Raw genomic sequence first — 18,087 nt, 5'->3', positions numbered from 1 at the left:
ACCGATGAGATGGAGATCAAGACTATTGTGCATGTACAGAGAGTTGCCGGCGCTGAGAGTGCAACCAAACGCAGATAGTTAAATGGACCATCGAGGGTTCTCTCGAATATCTAATTATTAGAATCAGATTAGTACAGAGAAACGTTAGACATACGTAAGTTGTCGGGAGGGTGTTAGCCCTTCGCTAAGAGTAATGGACTTGAGGTGTATTGTATTTTACATATGCTCATAGTCTATTAAAGTAAGGTGGCACCGCGGAATATCCGTCCTTAAACTGTATAAGTTTATGGGCGGATTTTTTTGTATCAAGAATTCAAGAAGGAGCAACTATTATGATACAAAATCCTGGAAAGCGATGGTTTCACCAATTTGATTTAGACGTTAAAAATTAAATTGGAGGAATCATCATGCAAGAAAATACAAAAATCGAAGTAGCCATCAAAAAATTAGTAAGCGGAACAGATTTAACTTTTGAAGAAACAAATCAAGTGATTGACGAAATCATGAGCGGCAAAACAACGCCGGTTCAAATTTCTAGTTTCTTAACAGCTCTATCAGTCAAAAAAGAAACAGTTGAAGAAATTGCTGGAGCGGCTGATGCCATGCGAGCTCATGCATTGGAATTCAAAGCTGACGAACCTGTTCTTGAAATCGTTGGAACTGGTGGTGATCATTCTAATTCCTTTAATATTTCGACAACTTCAGCCTTGGTAGTTTCAGCTACAGGTATTCCGGTTGCTAAACATGGTAATCGTGCTGCCAGTTCAAAGAGTGGGGCGGCCGACGTACTCGAGGCTTTGGGAATACATATCAATATTGATCCCGAACAAAGTGAAGCAGTGTTGAATGAAATTGGAATTTGCTTCTTGTTTGCCCAGGAATATCACAAGGCTATGAAGTATGTGGCTCCGGTTCGCAAAGAATTGGGGATCAGAACATTATTCAATATCTTAGGTCCTTTGGCTAATCCAGCCCATGCGACTTCACAATTATTGGGAGTTTATAACGAAGAATTAGTTGAACCAATGGCTAAGGTACTCAATCAATTGGGGGTTAAGAATGCCACAGTTGTTCACGGACAAGATGGATTCGACGAAGTATCAGCTTCAGCTCCAACAACGATTGCCGAAGTAATTGATGGCAAAGTTAAAAAATACGAAATCACTCCTGAAGAATTTGGAATCAAACGTTGCGATAAATTGGATGTTATTGGTGGAACACCAGAAGAAAATGCTCAAATAACTCGAGATGTTTTGGATGGTAAAAAAGATGCACGACGCTATGTGGTTTTACTCAACTCCGGAGTCGCCATTCATACTGCTAGACCTGATATAAGTATTGCTGAAGGTATCAAAATGGCACAGGATGCGATCGATTCAGGAACAGCTCAACAACAGCTCAACCGTTTTATTTCTCTAACTAAGGTGGGACTAGTCGCATGATATTAGATGACTTAGTCACTGCAACAGCCAAAAGGGTTAATCAGGAAAAAGGTTCTGGCAATGTTGAACGAGTAATAAACAAGTTTCTAGAACCGCAAATGGGGTTCATTGGTGAAGTTAAAAAATCCTCACCGTCTAAAGGGATGATCGTTAAAGATTTCCCATATTTACAAATTGCTCATGATTATCAACAAGCTGGTGTAGATGCAATATCAGTCTTGACGGAGCCAGATTATTTCAAAGGTAAATTGGATTATTTGAAAGAAATTGCTGGAGAAGTTGATGTACCGGTGCTCAGAAAGGATTTCATTGTTGATCCATATATGATTTATCAAGCTAAGTTTGCTGGCGCTAGCATAATTTTGTTAATAGTCGCCATTTTGACACCTGAGCAATTAAAAAGTTATCAACAACTAGCTGATGAATTGGATCTGGCCGCAATCGTCGAGGTTCATTCGAAGGAAGAACTAGAGATTGCATTAACTGCTGGTGCCAAAATCGTCGGTGTTAATAATCGAAATCTCAAGGATTTCACAGTTGATTTGAATAATAGCCCGGATCTGCGCCCGCTCGTACCGAATAATATTCCATTTATTGCTGAAAGTGGGATCAAGAACGCGGATGACATCAAACTATTAAAGAATGCCAATGTCAATGAAGTATTGATCGGCGAAACTTTTATGAGATCTACTGATAAGACAGGACTAATCAAAAAATTTAAAGAAGTGTAGCGTATGACAAAAATAAAGATTTGTGGATTGATGACAATTGAGGATATTCAGGCAGTTAACCAAGCTCGTGTTGATTTTGCAGGGTTTATCTTTGCCGGCGGAAGACATCATATAAGCTTGGAACAAGCACTGAAGTTACGAACAGAGCTTGATACTAATATTCCCAGTGTCGGCGTGTTCGTGGATGCGTCAATGTCAGAAATGTTAAAGGTTGTGAAGAGTGGTGCAGTGTCGATCGTTCAATTACATGGCAATGAATCAGAGGAAACGATCACGATTCTCCATAATCATGGTGTCAAAGTTATTCAAGTTTTTAAATCACCACAGTCGAAAGTGTTAAGAACTCAAGCAGATTACTTAATGGTAGATAGTGGCAAAGGTGACGGTCAAAAATTAAATTGGAATAACTTGCAGACGACACCTGATATTCTGGCAGGAGCAATTGACTTGAACAACGTTGGCGAAGCGATAGAACAAGTTCATCCACAAATCATCGATGTCTCACGCGGTGTTGAAACTAATAATAAGAAAGATCCATTAAAAATAAAACAAATGGTAAATAGAGTTCATGAATTATGAGGAGTGTTTAATATGAAAGAAATGCAAAAGACAGATTCAAAATCACATTACTATGGTGAGTTTGGTGGACAATTTATTCCTGAAACATTAATGACAGCTTTGAATGAAGTGTCAGAAGCTTATGACAAATACAAAGATGATCCTGATTTTCTTAATGAGTTACATACGCTGCTCAGTGATTATGCTAATCGTCCCTCATTACTGTATTATGCTGAGAACATGACTAAGGATCTTGGTGGAGCAAAAATTTATTTCAAACGTGAAGACTTGAATCATACAGGTGCTCATAAGATCAACAATGTCATTGGTCAAGCACTTATCGCTAAGCGAATGGGTAAGACGCGTTTGATTGCTGAAACAGGTGCAGGTCAACATGGTGTCGCTACTGCAACTATCGCCGCATTGTTTGGGATGGAATGTGAGATATACATGGGTAAGATGGATACTGATCGTCAAAAGCTTAATGTTTATCGGATGGAATTGTTAGGAGCAAAGGTGCACCCAGTTACTTCAGGTTCGATGGTACTAAAAGATGCCGTTAACGCCACATTGCAAGAGTGGACTCGTAGAGTTTATGATACGTTCTATGTAATGGGGTCAGCCGTAGGGCCATATCCGTTCCCACAAATGGTTCATGATTTTCAAAGTGTTATCAGTAAAGAATCCAAACAACAGATTCTTGATGAAGAAGGTCGTTTGCCTGATGCAGTTGTTGCTTGTGTTGGTGGAGGTAGTAATGCCATTGGAAGTTTTGCACAATATATTGACGATGAAAATGTTGAATTAATTGGCTGCGAAGCGGCTGGAAAAGGTGTTGATACTGATCAAACAGCTGCTACGATCGAACGCGGATCAACCGGTATTTTCCACGGAATGAAGTCAATGTTCTTACAAAATGACGATGGTCAAATTGACAAAGTATATTCAATTTCAGCGGGACTTGATTATCCGGGAGTCGGCCCAGAGCATGCTCACTTGGCAATTACTAAGCGTGCTAAGTATGTAGGAATCACTGATGATGAAGCCGTTGATGCCTTTGAATATATTGCTAAGACAGAAGGAATCATTGCCGCTATCGAAAGCTGTCATGCAGTTGCTTATGTTCAAAAACTGGCTCCAACAATGTCCAAAGACCAAATTATTATTTGTACCTTATCAGGTCGTGGTGACAAAGATGTTGCCTCAATTGCTAAATACAGAGGGAGAGATATCGATGAATAAATTAGAAGAAGTATTTAAAAACAAAAAGGCATTTATCCCATTTGTAGTAGCAGATGATCCTGATTTTGATACGACAGTTCAAAATATTTTGACTCTGGCTAATAATGGAGCGGATATTATTGAATTAGGAATTCCCTTTTCAGATCCAGTAGCTGACGGACCAGTTATACAGGTGGCTGACCTAAGAGCCTTTGACGCTGGAGTCAATACCAATGTGGTTTTTGATATTGTTGCAAAAGTAAGAGAGTCAACAGATGTACCGTTAATTTTTCTTACCTATACTAATATTGTTTTTAAGTACGGCTATGAGGAGTTTTGTAAGAGATGTCGTGATTTGAATATCAGTGGATTAGTTATTCCGGACTTACCATTAGAAGAACAGGGTGACTTGCGAGAGTTTGCCAAGCAATATGATATTTCATTGATTCAACTAATTGCGCCAACTTCGGGTGATCGAATTGAGAAAATTGCTAAAGAAGCAGAAGGATTCATTTATATGGTTTCTTCCATGGGTGTTACTGGTCAACGCGAGGATTTCTCCAAGAAGCTATCTAACACTATAGAAGAAATAAGAAAATACACGGATGTACCGGTTGCAATTGGATTCGGCATTCATTCAGCTGAACAAGCACAGGCTTTGTCAAAAATTGCTGACGGGATTATTATCGGTAGTGCAATCGTAGAGTTGATTGCTGAAGGAAAAGATTTGGCAGAATACTCAAATGAGATTAAAGCTGCCATATAAAAAAATACTCATAAAAAAATATTCAAATAAAAAAATTCCACTTCAAATCGAAGTGGAATTTTAATTATGCGCCATACGGGAGTCGAACCCGTATTTCAGGAACCGGAATCCTACGTGCGATCCATTACACTAACGGCGCGTCTACATCTCTAATTTTATCTCATTACTATGCTAAATGTAAATTGCAAAAAGAAATTTCACGAAGTTGACGTTTTTTGGAGGATATTACTTGAAATAATCACAGGACAAGTTATAATAATCAGTGTGCTTAGGAGATTAATGGTTCGACTGGGCTATTATTTTTTGAGTATATGGGTCGTATTAAGACATACAGGGACGTAACTTGCCCCATGGAGTATATCAAATGACTAATAATGAAGATTTAGAATTGCTGGATTTAGTTGCCCCAGACTTCATTAAGACTGTGGAGAAGCGATTTATGATTCTTCAAAGTATTTCGTTAATGGAGCCGGTGGGACGCAGAACTCTCGCTGATGGCTTGGATGTCACTGAACGTAGTTTACGGACAGAAACAGACATGCTTAGGAAGCAAGGATTAATTACTTCTTCTAAGTCTGGAATGTCGCTAACGCGAAATGGTGGTCATGTTACTGACCAGCTTGGAAAGATGTTAGCTGATTATCAAGGAACAGCACTTCTGGAAAAACAGCTTAGCCAGAAGCTAGGAATTGCACGTTGTATTGTTTTACCAGGTAATGCTGATAAGCAACCGCGTGTTGTTGATTCATTCGGAAGAAGGTTGAATCAGTTATTGGGTTCGATCCTTCCAACTGGAGAGACACTTATCTCAGTTACTGGTGGACGAACACTTGCCAAGGTGGCAAGGAACCTTTCACCGGATCTGTCGAAGAATCGCCGCTTGATTTTCCTACCTGCCCGAGGTGGTGTGGGTGAGTCAGTAGTGATTCAGGCCAACAGTGTCTGTGCTGAGATGGCTGAGAAAACTCAAGGCCAATATCGAGCTATGTATCTTCCAGAAGATATTAGTGAGAAAAGTTTTGAATCTCTGCAAAAAGAGGCTTCAATTAAGTCGGTTCTTGATTTAATATATAGGAGTGATGTAGTAATTCACAGCATCGGCTCCGCAAGTATTATGGCTGATCGAAGAAACCTATCTCGAGGCGAGAAACAAATGGTCGCTGAAGGAGAAGCAGTTGCCGAAGCGTTCGGTGATTTCTTCGATCAAAGCGGAAGACTTGTATACAAGGTACCTAGGATTGGACTTCATGTCCGGGATCTTGATAGAATCAAATATGTGATTGCAATTGCTGGTGGTTCTGAAAAGGCTAGCGCAATTCAGTCGTATATGAAAAATGCACCTTCTCATACGATACTCATTACTGATGAAGGTGCCTCAAAACTGATTTTAAGGGATAACCCTTAAAAATATATTTTTTAATTTCCTGAAGGAGGAATTTTTGTATGACTACAAAAGTTGGTATTAATGGATTTGGACGTATCGGTCGTTTGGCATTCCGTCGCATTGCTGATCTTCAAGCACAAGGTAAGACTGATTTGGAAGTTGTTGCAATCAACGATTTAACATCACCTGCAATGCTTGCACATCTATTGAAGTATGATACAGCTCATGGTAACTTCATGGCTGATAAGATCAGTGCTACAGAAAACTCAATCGTCGTTGACGGTAAGACTATTCCTGTATATGCTGAAATGAATGCTGCAGACCTTAAATGGGTTGGCAACGACGGTGTTGACATCGTTCTTGAATGTACTGGTTTCTACACATCAACAGAAAAAGCACAAGCTCATATCGATGCTGGTGCAAAACGTGTATTGATCTCAGCTCCATCAGGTGCTATGCCTACAGTTGTTTACGGTGTTAACGACGACATTCTTACAAATGACGTTAAGATCGCTTCAGCTGGTTCATGTACAACAAACTGTCTTGCACCATTAGCTAATGCCGTAAACAAAGAATTCGGTATCAAAGCTGGTACAATGACAACAGTTCACGCATACACAGCTACACAAAAACTTCAAGATGGTCCAGAACGTAAAGGTAATGTTCGTGCTGCACGTGCTGCTGCTGCTAACATCATCCCTCACTCAACTGGTGCTGCTAAGGCTCTTGGTCTTGTTGTTCCAGAACTTAAGGGTAAACTTGATGGACACGCACAACGTGTACCAGTTATCACAGGTTCACTTACAGAATTAGTTGCAACTTTCGACAAGGAAGTTACAGTTGACGAAGTTAACGCTGCTGTTAAGAAGTATACAGAAAACAACCCTTCATTCGGTTACAACGATGACGAAATCGTTTCATCAGATATCATCGGAACATCATTTGGTTCAGTATTTGACCCAACACAAACACAAGTTGTTGGTACAGGTGCAGGCCAAGTTGTAAAGACTGTTGCATGGTATGATAACGAATCAGGATTTACTGCACAAATGGTTCGTACACTTGAAAAATTTGCTACATTAAACTAATTCATTAGTTTGATTAGTAACTAATTTAAGATAAAACCTAATTTAGTATGATTTAAATTGGCGGAGGGAGGATAACTCCTTCCGTTTTTTTTTAAGGAAAATATTGGAGGATTTATTTACAATGGCTAAACTTATTGTTTCTGACGTTGACGTAAAAGGCAAAAAAGTCCTAATGCGTGTAGATTTCAACGTTCCTATTAAAGATGGCGTTGTCGGCGATACAAACCGTATCGTTGGTGCTATCCCAACAATCAAATATGTATCAGAAAATGGTGGAAAGGTTATCTTGCTATCTCACTTGGGTCGTATCAAGAGTGATGAAGACAAGAAAGCTTTGTCATTGAAGCCAGTTGCTGCTAAACTTCAAGAATTAAGCGGTATGCCTGTTAAGTTCGTACCAACTAACGAAGGTAAAGAACTTGAAGATGCTATCAACGAACTTAAAGATGGCGACATCTTGTTGATGGAAAATACACGTTTCCAAGATATCGACAACGATTTCGGCAAACGTGAAAGCAAGAACGATCCAAAGCTTGGTGAATACTGGGCATCACTTGGTGACGTATTTATCAACGACGCTTTTGGTACAGCTCACAGAAGTCACGCCTCAAACGTTGGTATCTCAACAGCTATGAAGGCTGCTGGTAAGCCAGTTGCTGCTGGATACTTAATGGAAAAAGAAATCAAGTTCTTAGGTAACGCTGTTGACAATCCTGTACACCCATTCGTAACAATCCTTGGTGGTGCAAAGGTTTCAGATAAGATCGGTGTTATCGAACACTTAATTCCAAAATCAGACCACATCATTATCGGTGGTGGTATGGCATACACATTCTTAGCTGCTCAAGGCCACAAGATTGGTAAGTCATTGTTCGAAGAAGACAAAGTTGAACTAGCTAAGGACCTCCTTCAAAAGGCTGGCGACAAGATTGTTCTTCCTGTAGACCACATCGTTGCTAAAGAATTCTCAAATGATGCTGAAGCAATTACTACTGATGGCGTTGATATTCCTGATGACGCAATGGCTCTTGATATCGGACCTAAGTCAGTTAAGTTATTCAAAGACACTCTAAAGGGTGCCAAAACTGTTGTATGGAATGGACCAATGGGTGCATTCGAAATGAGCAAGTTTGCTGAAGGTACATTAGAAGTTGGACGTGCAATGGGCGAATTATCAGATGCTATTACTATTGTTGGTGGTGGTGATTCAACTGCTGCTGCTAAGAGTCTTGGTATTGCTGATAAGCTAACACACATCTCAACTGGTGGTGGTGCTTCACTTGAATATCTAGAAGGTAAAGTATTACCTGGTATCGATTCAATTTCTGACAAATAATCTAAGGAGTGTTAAATTTATGCGTACACCTATTATTGCGGGTAACTGGAAGATGAACAAGAATCCTCAAGAAACCCAAGAATTTCTAGAAGCTATCAAAGGTAAGTTGCCAGAATCTGGCGTAGAGGCTATCATTGGTGCTCCTGCTATTGATTTGAACGCTCTTACATGGTTCTCAAAAGACGAACCACTTAAGACAGCTGCTGAAAACTGTTACTTCGAAGACGCCGGTGCATTCACTGGTGAAACTTCACCAAAAGCTCTTTCAGACATGGGCCTTGATTATGTAATCATTGGTCACTCAGAAAGACGTCAATACTTCGGTGAAACTGACGAAGATATCAACAAGAAGGCACATGCTATTCTTAAGAACAACATGCTACCTATCATCTGCTGTGGTGAAACTCTAGAACAACGTGAAGCTGGCAAGGCTGAATCATGGGTAACTGGTCAAATCGAAAATGCTGTTAAAGGTATTTCTGCTGAAGACTTAGCTAAATCAGTTATCGCTTACGAACCAATCTGGGCTATCGGTACTGGTAAGACTGCTACTGCTGATCAAGCACAAGAAATGGTTCACGTAATCCGTGAAAAGATTGCTAGCTTGTATGATGCTGATACTGCTGATAAAGTACGTATTCTTTACGGTGGTTCAGTTAAACCTGCTAATGTTAAAGAATTAATGTCTAAAGAAGATATTGATGGTGGACTTGTTGGTGGTGCCAGCATGGACCCTGAATCATTCTTAGCACTAGCAAACTTTAATAAATAATAATCTTGATTAAGATATTTATTTTAAGTAGTAAAAAGGTTAAAATTAGTTTGTATTAAAATCATAAAGGAGATTTTTAAAATATGTCTGTAATTACTGATATTTTAGGTCGTGAAGTTCTTGATTCACGTGGTAACCCAACTGTTGAAGTTGAACTATATACTGAATTAGGTGGCTTTGGCCGCGGAATCGTTCCATCAGGTGCTTCAACTGGTGAACACGAAGCTGTTGAATTACGTGATGGCGACAAATCACGTTTTGGTGGCAAGGGTGTTCTTAAAGCCGTTGCTAACGTTAACGACAAGATTGCTAAGAAGATCGTTGGTATGGACGTTACTGATCAAAGAGCTATTGATCAAGCTATGATCGACCTTGATGGTACAGAAAACAAGGGTAACCTTGGTGCAAATGCTATCTTAGGTGTTTCACTAGCTGCTGCTCGTGCTGCTGCTGATGAATTAGGTCTTCCATTGTACGAATACCTTGGTGGTCCTAATGCTCACGTACTTCCAACACCAATGATGAACGTTATCAATGGTGGTAAGCATGCTGATAACAACGTTGACTTCCAAGAATTCATGATCGTACCTGTTGGTGCAAAATCAGTTCACGAAGCCGTACGTATGGGTTCAGAAACTTTCCAATCACTTAAGTCAATTCTTAAAGACCGCGGTCTAAACACTGCTGTTGGTGATGAAGGTGGATTTGCTCCTGACCTTGAAAACAACGAAGCTCCTTTCAAGATTTTGGTTGAAGCTATTGAAAAAGCTGGTTACAAACCTGGCGACGACGTTGCTATTGGTTTTGACTGTGCTTCATCAGAATTCTACAACACAGAAACTGGTAAATACGATCTTAAGGGTGAAGGCGAAAATGGTGCCAGCTTAACAACTGACGAATTCATCGACTTACTTGACGGAATCGTTGAAAAGTACCCAGTTATCACAATCGAAGACCCACTTGACGAAAACAACTGGGAAGATTGGCAAAAAGTTACAAAGGCTCTTGGTAAGAAAGTACAACTTGTTGGTGATGACTTGTTCGTTACAAACACAGACTACTTGAAGAAGGGTATTGATATGGGAGTATCAAACTCAATCCTTATCAAGCTTAACCAAATCGGTACACTTACAGAAACATTCGAAGCTATCGAAATGGCTAAAGAAGCTGGATTCACAGCTGTTGTATCACACCGTTCAGGTGAAACAGAAGATACAACAATTGCTGACCTTGTTGTTGCTACAAACGCAGGTCAAATCAAGACTGGTTCAATGAGCCGTACAGATCGTATTGCTAAGTACAACCAATTGATGAGAATCGAAGATCAACTTGGCGACCAAGCTGAATACAAAGGTATCCACAGTTTCTACAACTTAAACAAATAATTAATTATTTGAAATCAAGACAATCCTTCGGGGTTGTCTTTTTTTGTGGTTTTGTTAAAGTTTAACTGATACTACCACATCACTGGAGGAAACAAGATGACATTGAAAATTGCTTTTATTGGTTTTGGTAAGTCAGCCAATCGTTATCACTTACCATATTTAAATATTCGTGAAAATTTTGAATTGAAAAAAGTATACACACGTAAAGGTCCTAATGAAGAATTAGCTCAGCCGTATCGAGAAAAAGGCGTTGAGTTTACAACCGATCTGGATGAAATTCTGCAAGATGAAGCAATCGATCTTGTGATCATATGTACTCCTGCAAGTACCCACTATGAGTTGGCAAAACAAGTCATCAATGCTGGCAAATCAGTGATTGTGGAGAAACCATTTGTGGATACGGTTGATCATGCTAAGGAATTACTAGCATTGGGCAAAGAGAAACATGTCTTAGTTATGCCATATCAAAATCGTCGTTTTGATGGTGATTATTTAGCAGCTAAACAGGTGATCGAACAGGGATTTTTAGGTGACATTGTCGAGGTTGAGTCACATATTGATTACTATCGTCCCGGAAAAGTTACTGCTAAGGGAACTAAAGAACAGGGAAACTTTTATGGACTGGGAATTCATCTGATGGATCGGATGGTTGCCTTATTTGGTCGTCCGGATAAGGTTGCTTATGACATTCGTAATACTGAAGTAGCAGATGCGGTGGATAATTATTTTGATGTCGATCTGCATTATGAAACGCAAATGAAGGTCAAGGTTAAAGTTGGCTACGATATTGCTAGTGAATACCCCCGTTTTATCGTTCATGGAACTAAGCTCATTTATTAAGTATGGTGCAGATCAACAGGAAAATGATCTGAAAGCCGGAATTATGCCTGGTACTGATGGTTTTGGTGAAGATAGTCCGATGTACTATGGAATTGCCAAATATCAGAATGCCAATGGTGATTGGATCAAGAAGCAGATTAAGACACCGATTGGAGATTATGGTATGTACTATGATTCTGTCTATAATACATTGATTAATGGTGCTCCTAAGTTAGTTACTGATGAACAAGTATTGACTGATATTGAATTATTGGAAGCGGGATTTTATCAACCATCGCCATCGATTTACAATGTTCCAGAAATTTAGCAGTCTAAATGACTGCTTTTTTATGTCTTAAAATTGTTGTATACTTATACACAACGGGGTGAAGTTTATGAAAGTAGTCGTTGCAGACAACGATAGATTAAAATTAACGCTTGAAGGGATAGTCGTTGGAATCCTTACAGGTGCTATTGTTAGTACTTTTCGATGGTCAATTGGCCAGTTGCTAACGATATTTCAAGGGGCATATGTTGCTGCAAGAAAAAATATAATTATTTTTTTGGCATTATTGATTTTGTTATTTGCAATTGGATTTGCAGTCGCTAGTTTTCTGAAAAAAGAACCAAATATTTCAGGATCAGGTATACCTCAAGTTGAGGCTCAATTGGCTGGAGAAATGGAAATGAATTGGTGGTCGATTCTTTGGCGTAAATTTGTCGGAGGAATTTTAAGTATTGGACCAGGTTTGTTCCTTGGTCGTGAAGGTCCTTCGATTCAATTAGGCTCAGCCATTGGTCAGGGATTCAGTGAAGTTACCAAAGAGACCGGTGTTTTTCGCCGAGTTTTGATCGCTAGTGGAGCTGCCGGTGGTTTGGCTGCCGCATTCAATGCTCCCATTGCAGGGGCAATGTTTGTTTTGGAAGAGATCTATCATAATTTTTCACCATTGGTTTGGGTCACATCTTTAGCAAGTGCTGTTAGTGCCAATTTCGTGGCACTATATGTTTTTGGATTAACACCGGTTTTGAATATTACACACAAAGTGAGTTTGCCCATAGGATTATATTGGCACTTAATATTGTTGGGGATTGTTCTAGGATTGATGGGACGTTTGTATCAAAAAGTTTTGTTAGCTATGCCATCCTGGTATGCCAAAACTCGAATCCCAAGATATTTACAAGGATTAGTTCCTATCATTTTGATTCTTCCAATCGGAATGTTATATCCTCAGTTCATTGGTGGTGGTAATAGTATTATTACCAGCTTAAATGGCTGGGGAACCGGTATGTGGTTCTTACTGGGACTATTCGCATTAAGATTCATTTATTCAATGGTTTCGTATGGCTCAGGACTTCCAGGTGGAATTTTTCTTCCTATTTTGAATTTAGGAGCCATTATTGGAGCCATTTATGCTGTCTTCATGCACAATATGGGATTGCTTCCATTAGGATTTGAGAGTGATTTAATTATTTTTTCAATGGCAGGATATTTTGCCTGCATTGGTAAGGCTCCATTTACGGCTATTATTTTGGTCACTGAAATGGTCGGTTCATTGGGACACCTAATGCCACTAGCTGTGTTATCATTGGTGGCATACATAGTAGTGGATATGTTGAACGGTGCGCCAATCTATGAATCATTGAAAGAACGGCTTAACGTCGATACGAATTATTTGAATCGTGTCAGTAAGTTTAATGATCGATTGGAAATGCCAATTTTTGAAGGTAGTACGATCGATGGTAAGTATATTCGAGATATTCCTTTTCCTAAGGATGTTCTGATAATTGCCATTTATCGTGGAGAGACTCAGATCCTTCCTAAAGGTGACACTGTCATCAAGGCTGGTGACCGAATAGTCATGATGGTCAATGCTGCCAAACGTGTGCAAATGCGTGACAAGATAAATCATTTGATTAATGAAATTGACTAGAATTTTGACTTATTTTGTGTTATTGTTTTAGGAGTGATTTCAGCTTTTTAACACCATGAACGGAGGTTTTACAGGTGTATAACGTTATTGAAACTTTATTAATTATTGTTTCCGTTTTGATAGTTATTGCAGTATTAATGCAACCTACAAAGCAACAAGATGCATTGAACGCATTGTCAGGTGGCGGTGGAGACTTGTTCAGCAACCAGAAGAAACGTGGTTTTGAAGCCTTCATGGTAAAGGTTACCTATGTTTTACTAGTGCTATTCTTTGTTTTTGCTTTAGTATTAGTATATTTATCATCACACTAAGCAAGTTACCCTCCTGAAGCTACTTAAAGTTGCTTGGGAGGTTTTTTGTTATAAGGAGTGTTTTTTATTGAAAATTTTGACACCGAAACCTTTTTTCTTTGATTCAGGGAAAAAGGCGGTAATATTGTTGCACTCATTTTCGGGTACATCCAATGATATGAGATTGATGGGTAGAATGTTGGAACGAAATAACTTTTCTGCATATGCTCCCATGTTTATGGGTCACGGAACAGCTGAGCCGATGGATATTTTGAATCTTGGTGGACCAGACAAGTGGTGGCAACAAGTCAATGATGCAGTAGATTTTTTGAAGGATCATGGTAAGGATGAAATATATGCTTTTGGACTTTCATTAGGAGCAATCTTTGCGACTAAAGCAGTCGAAGAAATTCCTGAAGTCAGAGCTGGCGGAGTATTCGGCTCACCAGTTTTGTCTAAGGACTTTAAGAATGTTAGAGATGCTTTTATGACATACGCTGAGAAGGCCTATGAGATTCGTGAAGTTTCCGAAATAGAAAAATACGAAAACTTACGAACAATCGATTCCAAGATTGATTCGATGCTGCTGGATATTAGAAATACAACTACAAGTGTGGGTAATAAATTAGCTGAAATAGATAAGCCTTATTTTATAGGGCAAGGTATGAGAGATAAAATGGTGGATCCTGAAGCTGCTAAGCGAGTAGCTCAGATAGTTAAGACCGCGGATTTCCATCAATACGATGCGGGTCATGTCTTAACAATTAATCGTGCTCATAAAGAATTAGAGGGCGATGTGCTAAACTTTTTAGAAAACATTGAGGAAAGAAATGCCTGATAAAGAAGATAAATTAATTGCAGATATACTAGAATTTTTCAGAAATAATCCCGAACGTAGATTTACTTCTGAACAAATTGAAGATGCATTGAGAATGCACGGTGCTTCAGCATTTAAACGTGTTGTTAAAGCTGTTGCAGTTCTTGAAGGTGAGGGTAAGATCACTCTCACTAATAAGGATGAGTTCAAGATGACCCAGCCTGACAAAGTACTTGAAGGTACATTTAAGGGTAATGATAAGGGATTTGGCTTCGTTAGATATGACGAAGTAGAGCCAGATGCCTTCGTTGCCAGAGATAATACACTTCATGCTGTTAACGGAGATACAGTTGAAGTTAAGATCACTAAACCATCTAATCCTTGGATCGATAAAGGACCAGAAGGTGAAATAATCAAGATCGTTGAACGTTCATTATCAAAGATCGTTGGTGAATTTCATCCCTATAGTGATGCTCAAGTGGAGAAGTCTGGCCACTATGGCTATGTTAAGAGTCATGAAAAGAAATTGGCTTCATACATGGTCTTCATCTCAGACAAGGGACTACACCCACAAATGGGCGATATGTTCAAGTTTCAATCGATGAATATCCAAATGACAAACATCCACAAAGTATGGAAGGTACAGCGCTAGAGGTTATTGGTAACAAGAATGACCCTGGTGTTGATATTATGTCGATCGTTATTGATAACGACATTAATCCAGAGTTCCCTAAGGAAGTTCTTGAAGAAGCTGAACAGATTCCTGATCATGTCCTTGAAAGCGACCGTAAAGGACGTCATGATTTGACTGATAATATGGTCATCACTATCGATGGGGATGACTCCAAGGATTTTGATGATGCTGTTGGTGTTGAAAAACTTGCTGATGGTAAATTCCATCTCGAGGTTCATATTGCCGATGTTACACACTATGTAACTGAAGGTTCAGCTCTTGATAAAGAAGCTTATGAACGCGGTACTAGTACTTATCTAGTTGACCGTGTTATTCCAATGCTTCCATTTAGATTATCGAACGGTATCTGTTCATTGAACCCTGGTGAAGACAGACTAGCTCTAACTTGTGACATGGTCATCAACCGTGCCGGACAAGTTGAGAAATATGATATCTATCCTAGTATCATTCAATCTAAGTATCGTATGACATATAATAATGTTAATAAGATCTTGGATGGTGACGAAGAGTTATGTGCAGAATACAAGCCATTAGTTCCAATGTTGCAAGATATGGCTGAACTACATGATATTCTTTTGAAGATGCGTCATGAACGTGGTGCTATTGACTTCGAAGAGACAGAAGCTAAGATCATTGTGGATGAAAATGGTAAGCCAATTGATATTCAATTGCGTGACCGTGGTACATCTGAACGAATGATCGAATCATTTATGTTGGCCGCTAACGAAACAGTTGCTAAGAACTATAACTTGAAGCACGTACCATTCTTATATCGTGTTCACGAAAAACCAGATGATGAAAAAGTTAAGAAGTTCTTTGAATTTGTTGCCGCAATGGGAATTGACGTTCATGGTAATTTGAAAGATATCAGTCCAAAGATGTTCCAAGGTGTGCTTGCACAAGTTCTTGGTACACCTGAAGAGGCTGTCGTTACGATCATGTTATTGAGAAGTATGCAACAAGCTAGATATTCTGACGAACCGCTAGGTCACTTTGGATTAGCTGCTCAATACTATACTCACTTCACTTCACCGATCCGTCGTTATCCTGATTTGACTGTTCACCGTATGATTCACAGCTATGCTGAGAATGGCTTTACTGATGATGAACAAGCCAAGTGGGGCGGCAGACTTAAAGAAATTGGTGAACATACTTCTGGTCGTGAAAGAAAATCAATCGACGCTGAACGTGCCGTTGATGATCTTAAGAAGACAGAATACATGGCTGATCAAGTCGGTGAAACATTCGATGCTGTTGTCAGTTCAGTTACAAGTTTTGGTATGTTCATCCAACTAGATAATACCGTTGAAGGTTTGATTCATATTTCTAATATGAAAGATGATTATTATGAATATGATGAGAAGAGCATGTCAATGCACGGACGTGGAACTGGTAAGACCTTCAAGGTTGGTCAACCTATTCAAGTCAAACTTATCCGTGCCGATGTTGAACACCGTCAAATCGACTTTGAGCGAGTTCTAACACCTGAAGAAGCTGAACAAGCTAAGAAGCGTGAAGAGGAATTCGCCAAACGTCGTGGTAGTCACAGTAGAAGTGATCGTCGTCATACTGGTGGTAATCACTCTAATGGACATTCAAATGGTGGTCACGGTCGTGGCAACAACAATCACGGACATAGCGGTAATGGAAATAATAAGAGACGTGGTAAATACGAAAGTCGGTGATGAGAAATGAAGAAGCATCACGTAAAGGCTGCTAATGAGGTAGCTAACAACCGTAAGGCTCGTCATGATTACAATATTTTGAGTACATATGAGGCAGGGATTTCTCTAACCGGTACTGAAATAAAATCCGTACGAGCAAGCAAAATCAATATTCGTGATGGATTCGTTCAACCAAGAAATGGTGAATTGTGGCTTGAAAATGTGAATATTGCTATTTATGACCAAGGAAATCAATTCAATCACGATCCATTGCGTAATCGAAAATTACTATTACACAAAAAAGAAATCAGAAAAATTGCTTCAACTGTTCAAGAAAAAGGAATCACTGTTATTCCTTTGAAAGTCTATTTGAAGAATGGTTTTGCCAAAGTACTGATTGGAATAGCTCAAGGTAAACGTCAGTTTGACAAGCGTGAAACTATCAAGCGACGTGATCAAGAGCGTGAAATTCAACGTGCAATGAAGAGCGCTGTACGCTAAAAATCAAATACAAAATAAAAAGATATCCAGTTTTTGGATATCTTTTTGACTAATTTGGTAAATTACCTGTTTTCATGTATTATGTTATTGAGGTGAAAGTATGTTTAGATATGCAAAAGAGGGAGACATCGATCAGATATTACCTACATTGTTCCAAATATTTGACGAAATGGAGTTAGATATTTTTAAGGAACTTGGTAATGATACGATGGCACAAATCATTCGTGAAGGATTTGAACTACCTGATTACCGTTATGGATTAGATCACATTTTGGTTAATGAGATCGATGGCAAGGTAGCAGCTATCTCTGTTGGTTATCCTGAAGAATTAGAAGATGGAATCGACGCACCGTTAGTTAAAATCATGCACGAGCATGGGATCAAAAAAGACAGTATTTTTACTGACAAGGAAGCTTGGCCAGGAGAATGGTATCTTGATTCATTTGCAGTTGCTCCAGATATGCAAGGCAAAGGAATTGGTACTAAGACACTCGAAGAATTGATTGAATTGATCCGTGGACGTGGTGAGAAGATCATGAGTTTGAATGTTGACGTTACTAACAAACCTGCCAGACATCTTTATGACAAAGTTGGATTTGAAAAAGTAGGCCAATTATACATTGGTGATCACTTGTACGATCATATGCAACTGGAATTAAATAAATAAAAATAGTGTTTCTGACGA

Annotated in this window: 15 protein-coding genes, 1 tRNA gene and 2 pseudogenes; 17 read left to right on the top strand and 1 reads right to left on the bottom strand. The window is 39.2% G+C overall.

Annotated features, from left to right (window positions below; genetic code table 11):
• Positions 1-407 precede the first annotated feature (407 nt).
• From trpD to trpA, 5 genes are read left to right on the top strand one after another with little or no spacing between them, the layout of a single operon-like run.
• On the top strand, positions 408-1,442 hold the full coding sequence (gene trpD, locus JCM14932_RS13035) for an anthranilate phosphoribosyltransferase (protein ID WP_034543487.1): 1,035 nt from the start codon (positions 408-410) through the stop codon (positions 1,440-1,442).
• Complete coding sequence (trpC, locus tag JCM14932_RS13030; RefSeq protein WP_025025245.1) at positions 1,439-2,173, top strand: indole-3-glycerol phosphate synthase TrpC; 735 nt, start codon at positions 1,439-1,441, stop codon at positions 2,171-2,173. The genes trpD and trpC overlap by 4 nt, the downstream gene beginning before the upstream one ends.
• A gap of 3 nt (positions 2,174-2,176) precedes the next feature.
• Positions 2,177-2,752, top strand: a complete 576-nt coding sequence (locus tag JCM14932_RS13025; protein ID WP_025025244.1) for a phosphoribosylanthranilate isomerase — start codon at positions 2,177-2,179, stop codon at positions 2,750-2,752.
• A 12-nt stretch (positions 2,753-2,764) separates the two neighbouring features.
• Complete coding sequence (trpB, locus tag JCM14932_RS13020; RefSeq protein ID WP_025025243.1) at positions 2,765-3,973, top strand: tryptophan synthase subunit beta; 1,209 nt, start codon at positions 2,765-2,767, stop codon at positions 3,971-3,973.
• Entirely contained in the window at positions 3,966-4,718 is a 753-nt protein-coding gene (gene trpA, locus JCM14932_RS15675; RefSeq protein ID WP_034543485.1) for a tryptophan synthase subunit alpha, read from the top strand. The genes trpB and trpA overlap by 8 nt, the downstream gene beginning before the upstream one ends.
• 67 nt (positions 4,719-4,785) lie before the next feature.
• On the opposite strand, the gene JCM14932_RS13010 is transcribed toward trpA, so the two are convergent.
• A tRNA-Arg gene (locus JCM14932_RS13010) sits at positions 4,786-4,857 on the bottom strand.
• A 225-nt stretch (positions 4,858-5,082) separates the two neighbouring features.
• Here JCM14932_RS13010 and JCM14932_RS13005 point away from each other — a divergent pair.
• The 12 genes and pseudogenes from JCM14932_RS13005 (at position 5,083) to JCM14932_RS12950 (ending at position 18,069) form a co-directional block, all read left to right on the top strand.
• The gene (locus tag JCM14932_RS13005; protein ID WP_025025242.1) at positions 5,083-6,123 is read left to right on the top strand and encodes a sugar-binding transcriptional regulator; all 1,041 of its coding nucleotides are present in this window, start codon (positions 5,083-5,085) and stop codon (positions 6,121-6,123) included.
• A gap of 38 nt (positions 6,124-6,161) precedes the next feature.
• The gene (gene gap / locus JCM14932_RS13000) at positions 6,162-7,190 is read left to right on the top strand and encodes a type I glyceraldehyde-3-phosphate dehydrogenase (protein WP_025025241.1); all 1,029 of its coding nucleotides are present in this window, start codon (positions 6,162-6,164) and stop codon (positions 7,188-7,190) included.
• Positions 7,191-7,311: 121 nt separating this feature from the next.
• Complete coding sequence (locus tag JCM14932_RS12995; RefSeq protein ID WP_025025240.1) at positions 7,312-8,526, top strand: phosphoglycerate kinase; 1,215 nt, start codon at positions 7,312-7,314, stop codon at positions 8,524-8,526.
• 19 nt (positions 8,527-8,545) lie between these two features.
• Positions 8,546-9,298, top strand: coding sequence for a triose-phosphate isomerase (gene tpiA, locus JCM14932_RS12990; protein ID WP_025025239.1), 753 nt, complete (start codon positions 8,546-8,548; stop codon positions 9,296-9,298).
• Between the two features lie 83 nt (positions 9,299-9,381).
• Positions 9,382-10,683 (top strand): phosphopyruvate hydratase, encoded by a 1,302-nt coding sequence (gene eno, locus JCM14932_RS12985; RefSeq protein ID WP_025025238.1) that lies wholly within the window; start codon positions 9,382-9,384, stop codon positions 10,681-10,683.
• 96 nt (positions 10,684-10,779) lie between these two features.
• Positions 10,780-11,830 (top strand): annotated as a pseudogene (locus JCM14932_RS15670) (oxidoreductase).
• 67 nt (positions 11,831-11,897) lie between these two features.
• Complete coding sequence (locus JCM14932_RS12975) at positions 11,898-13,436, top strand: ClC family H(+)/Cl(-) exchange transporter (protein WP_025025237.1); 1,539 nt, start codon at positions 11,898-11,900, stop codon at positions 13,434-13,436.
• Positions 13,437-13,510: 74 nt separating this feature from the next.
• Positions 13,511-13,747 (top strand): preprotein translocase subunit SecG, encoded by a 237-nt coding sequence (gene secG, locus JCM14932_RS12970; RefSeq protein WP_025025236.1) that lies wholly within the window; start codon positions 13,511-13,513, stop codon positions 13,745-13,747.
• Positions 13,748-13,814: 67 nt separating this feature from the next.
• The gene (locus tag JCM14932_RS12965) at positions 13,815-14,564 is read left to right on the top strand and encodes an alpha/beta hydrolase (RefSeq protein WP_025025235.1); all 750 of its coding nucleotides are present in this window, start codon (positions 13,815-13,817) and stop codon (positions 14,562-14,564) included.
• A pseudogene (gene rnr / locus JCM14932_RS15665) lies at positions 14,557-16,922 on the top strand (ribonuclease R). The gene JCM14932_RS12965 and the pseudogene rnr overlap by 8 nt, the downstream one beginning before the upstream one ends.
• 6 nt (positions 16,923-16,928) lie before the next feature.
• Positions 16,929-17,402: an SsrA-binding protein SmpB gene (gene smpB, locus JCM14932_RS12955; protein WP_025025234.1), complete on the top strand. Its 474-nt coding sequence runs from the start codon at positions 16,929-16,931 to the stop codon at positions 17,400-17,402.
• A gap of 100 nt (positions 17,403-17,502) precedes the next feature.
• Complete coding sequence (locus JCM14932_RS12950; protein ID WP_025025233.1) at positions 17,503-18,069, top strand: GNAT family N-acetyltransferase; 567 nt, start codon at positions 17,503-17,505, stop codon at positions 18,067-18,069.
• The last annotated feature ends 18 nt before the right edge of the window (positions 18,070-18,087 follow it).

Source organism: Companilactobacillus nodensis DSM 19682 = JCM 14932 = NBRC 107160 (assembly GCF_000615905.1).
Classification (GTDB): Bacteria; Bacillota; Bacilli; order Lactobacillales; family Lactobacillaceae; genus Companilactobacillus; species Companilactobacillus nodensis.
Note: the sequence above shows the minus strand (reverse complement) of the source record. Positions and strands in the feature narration are given on the sequence as shown.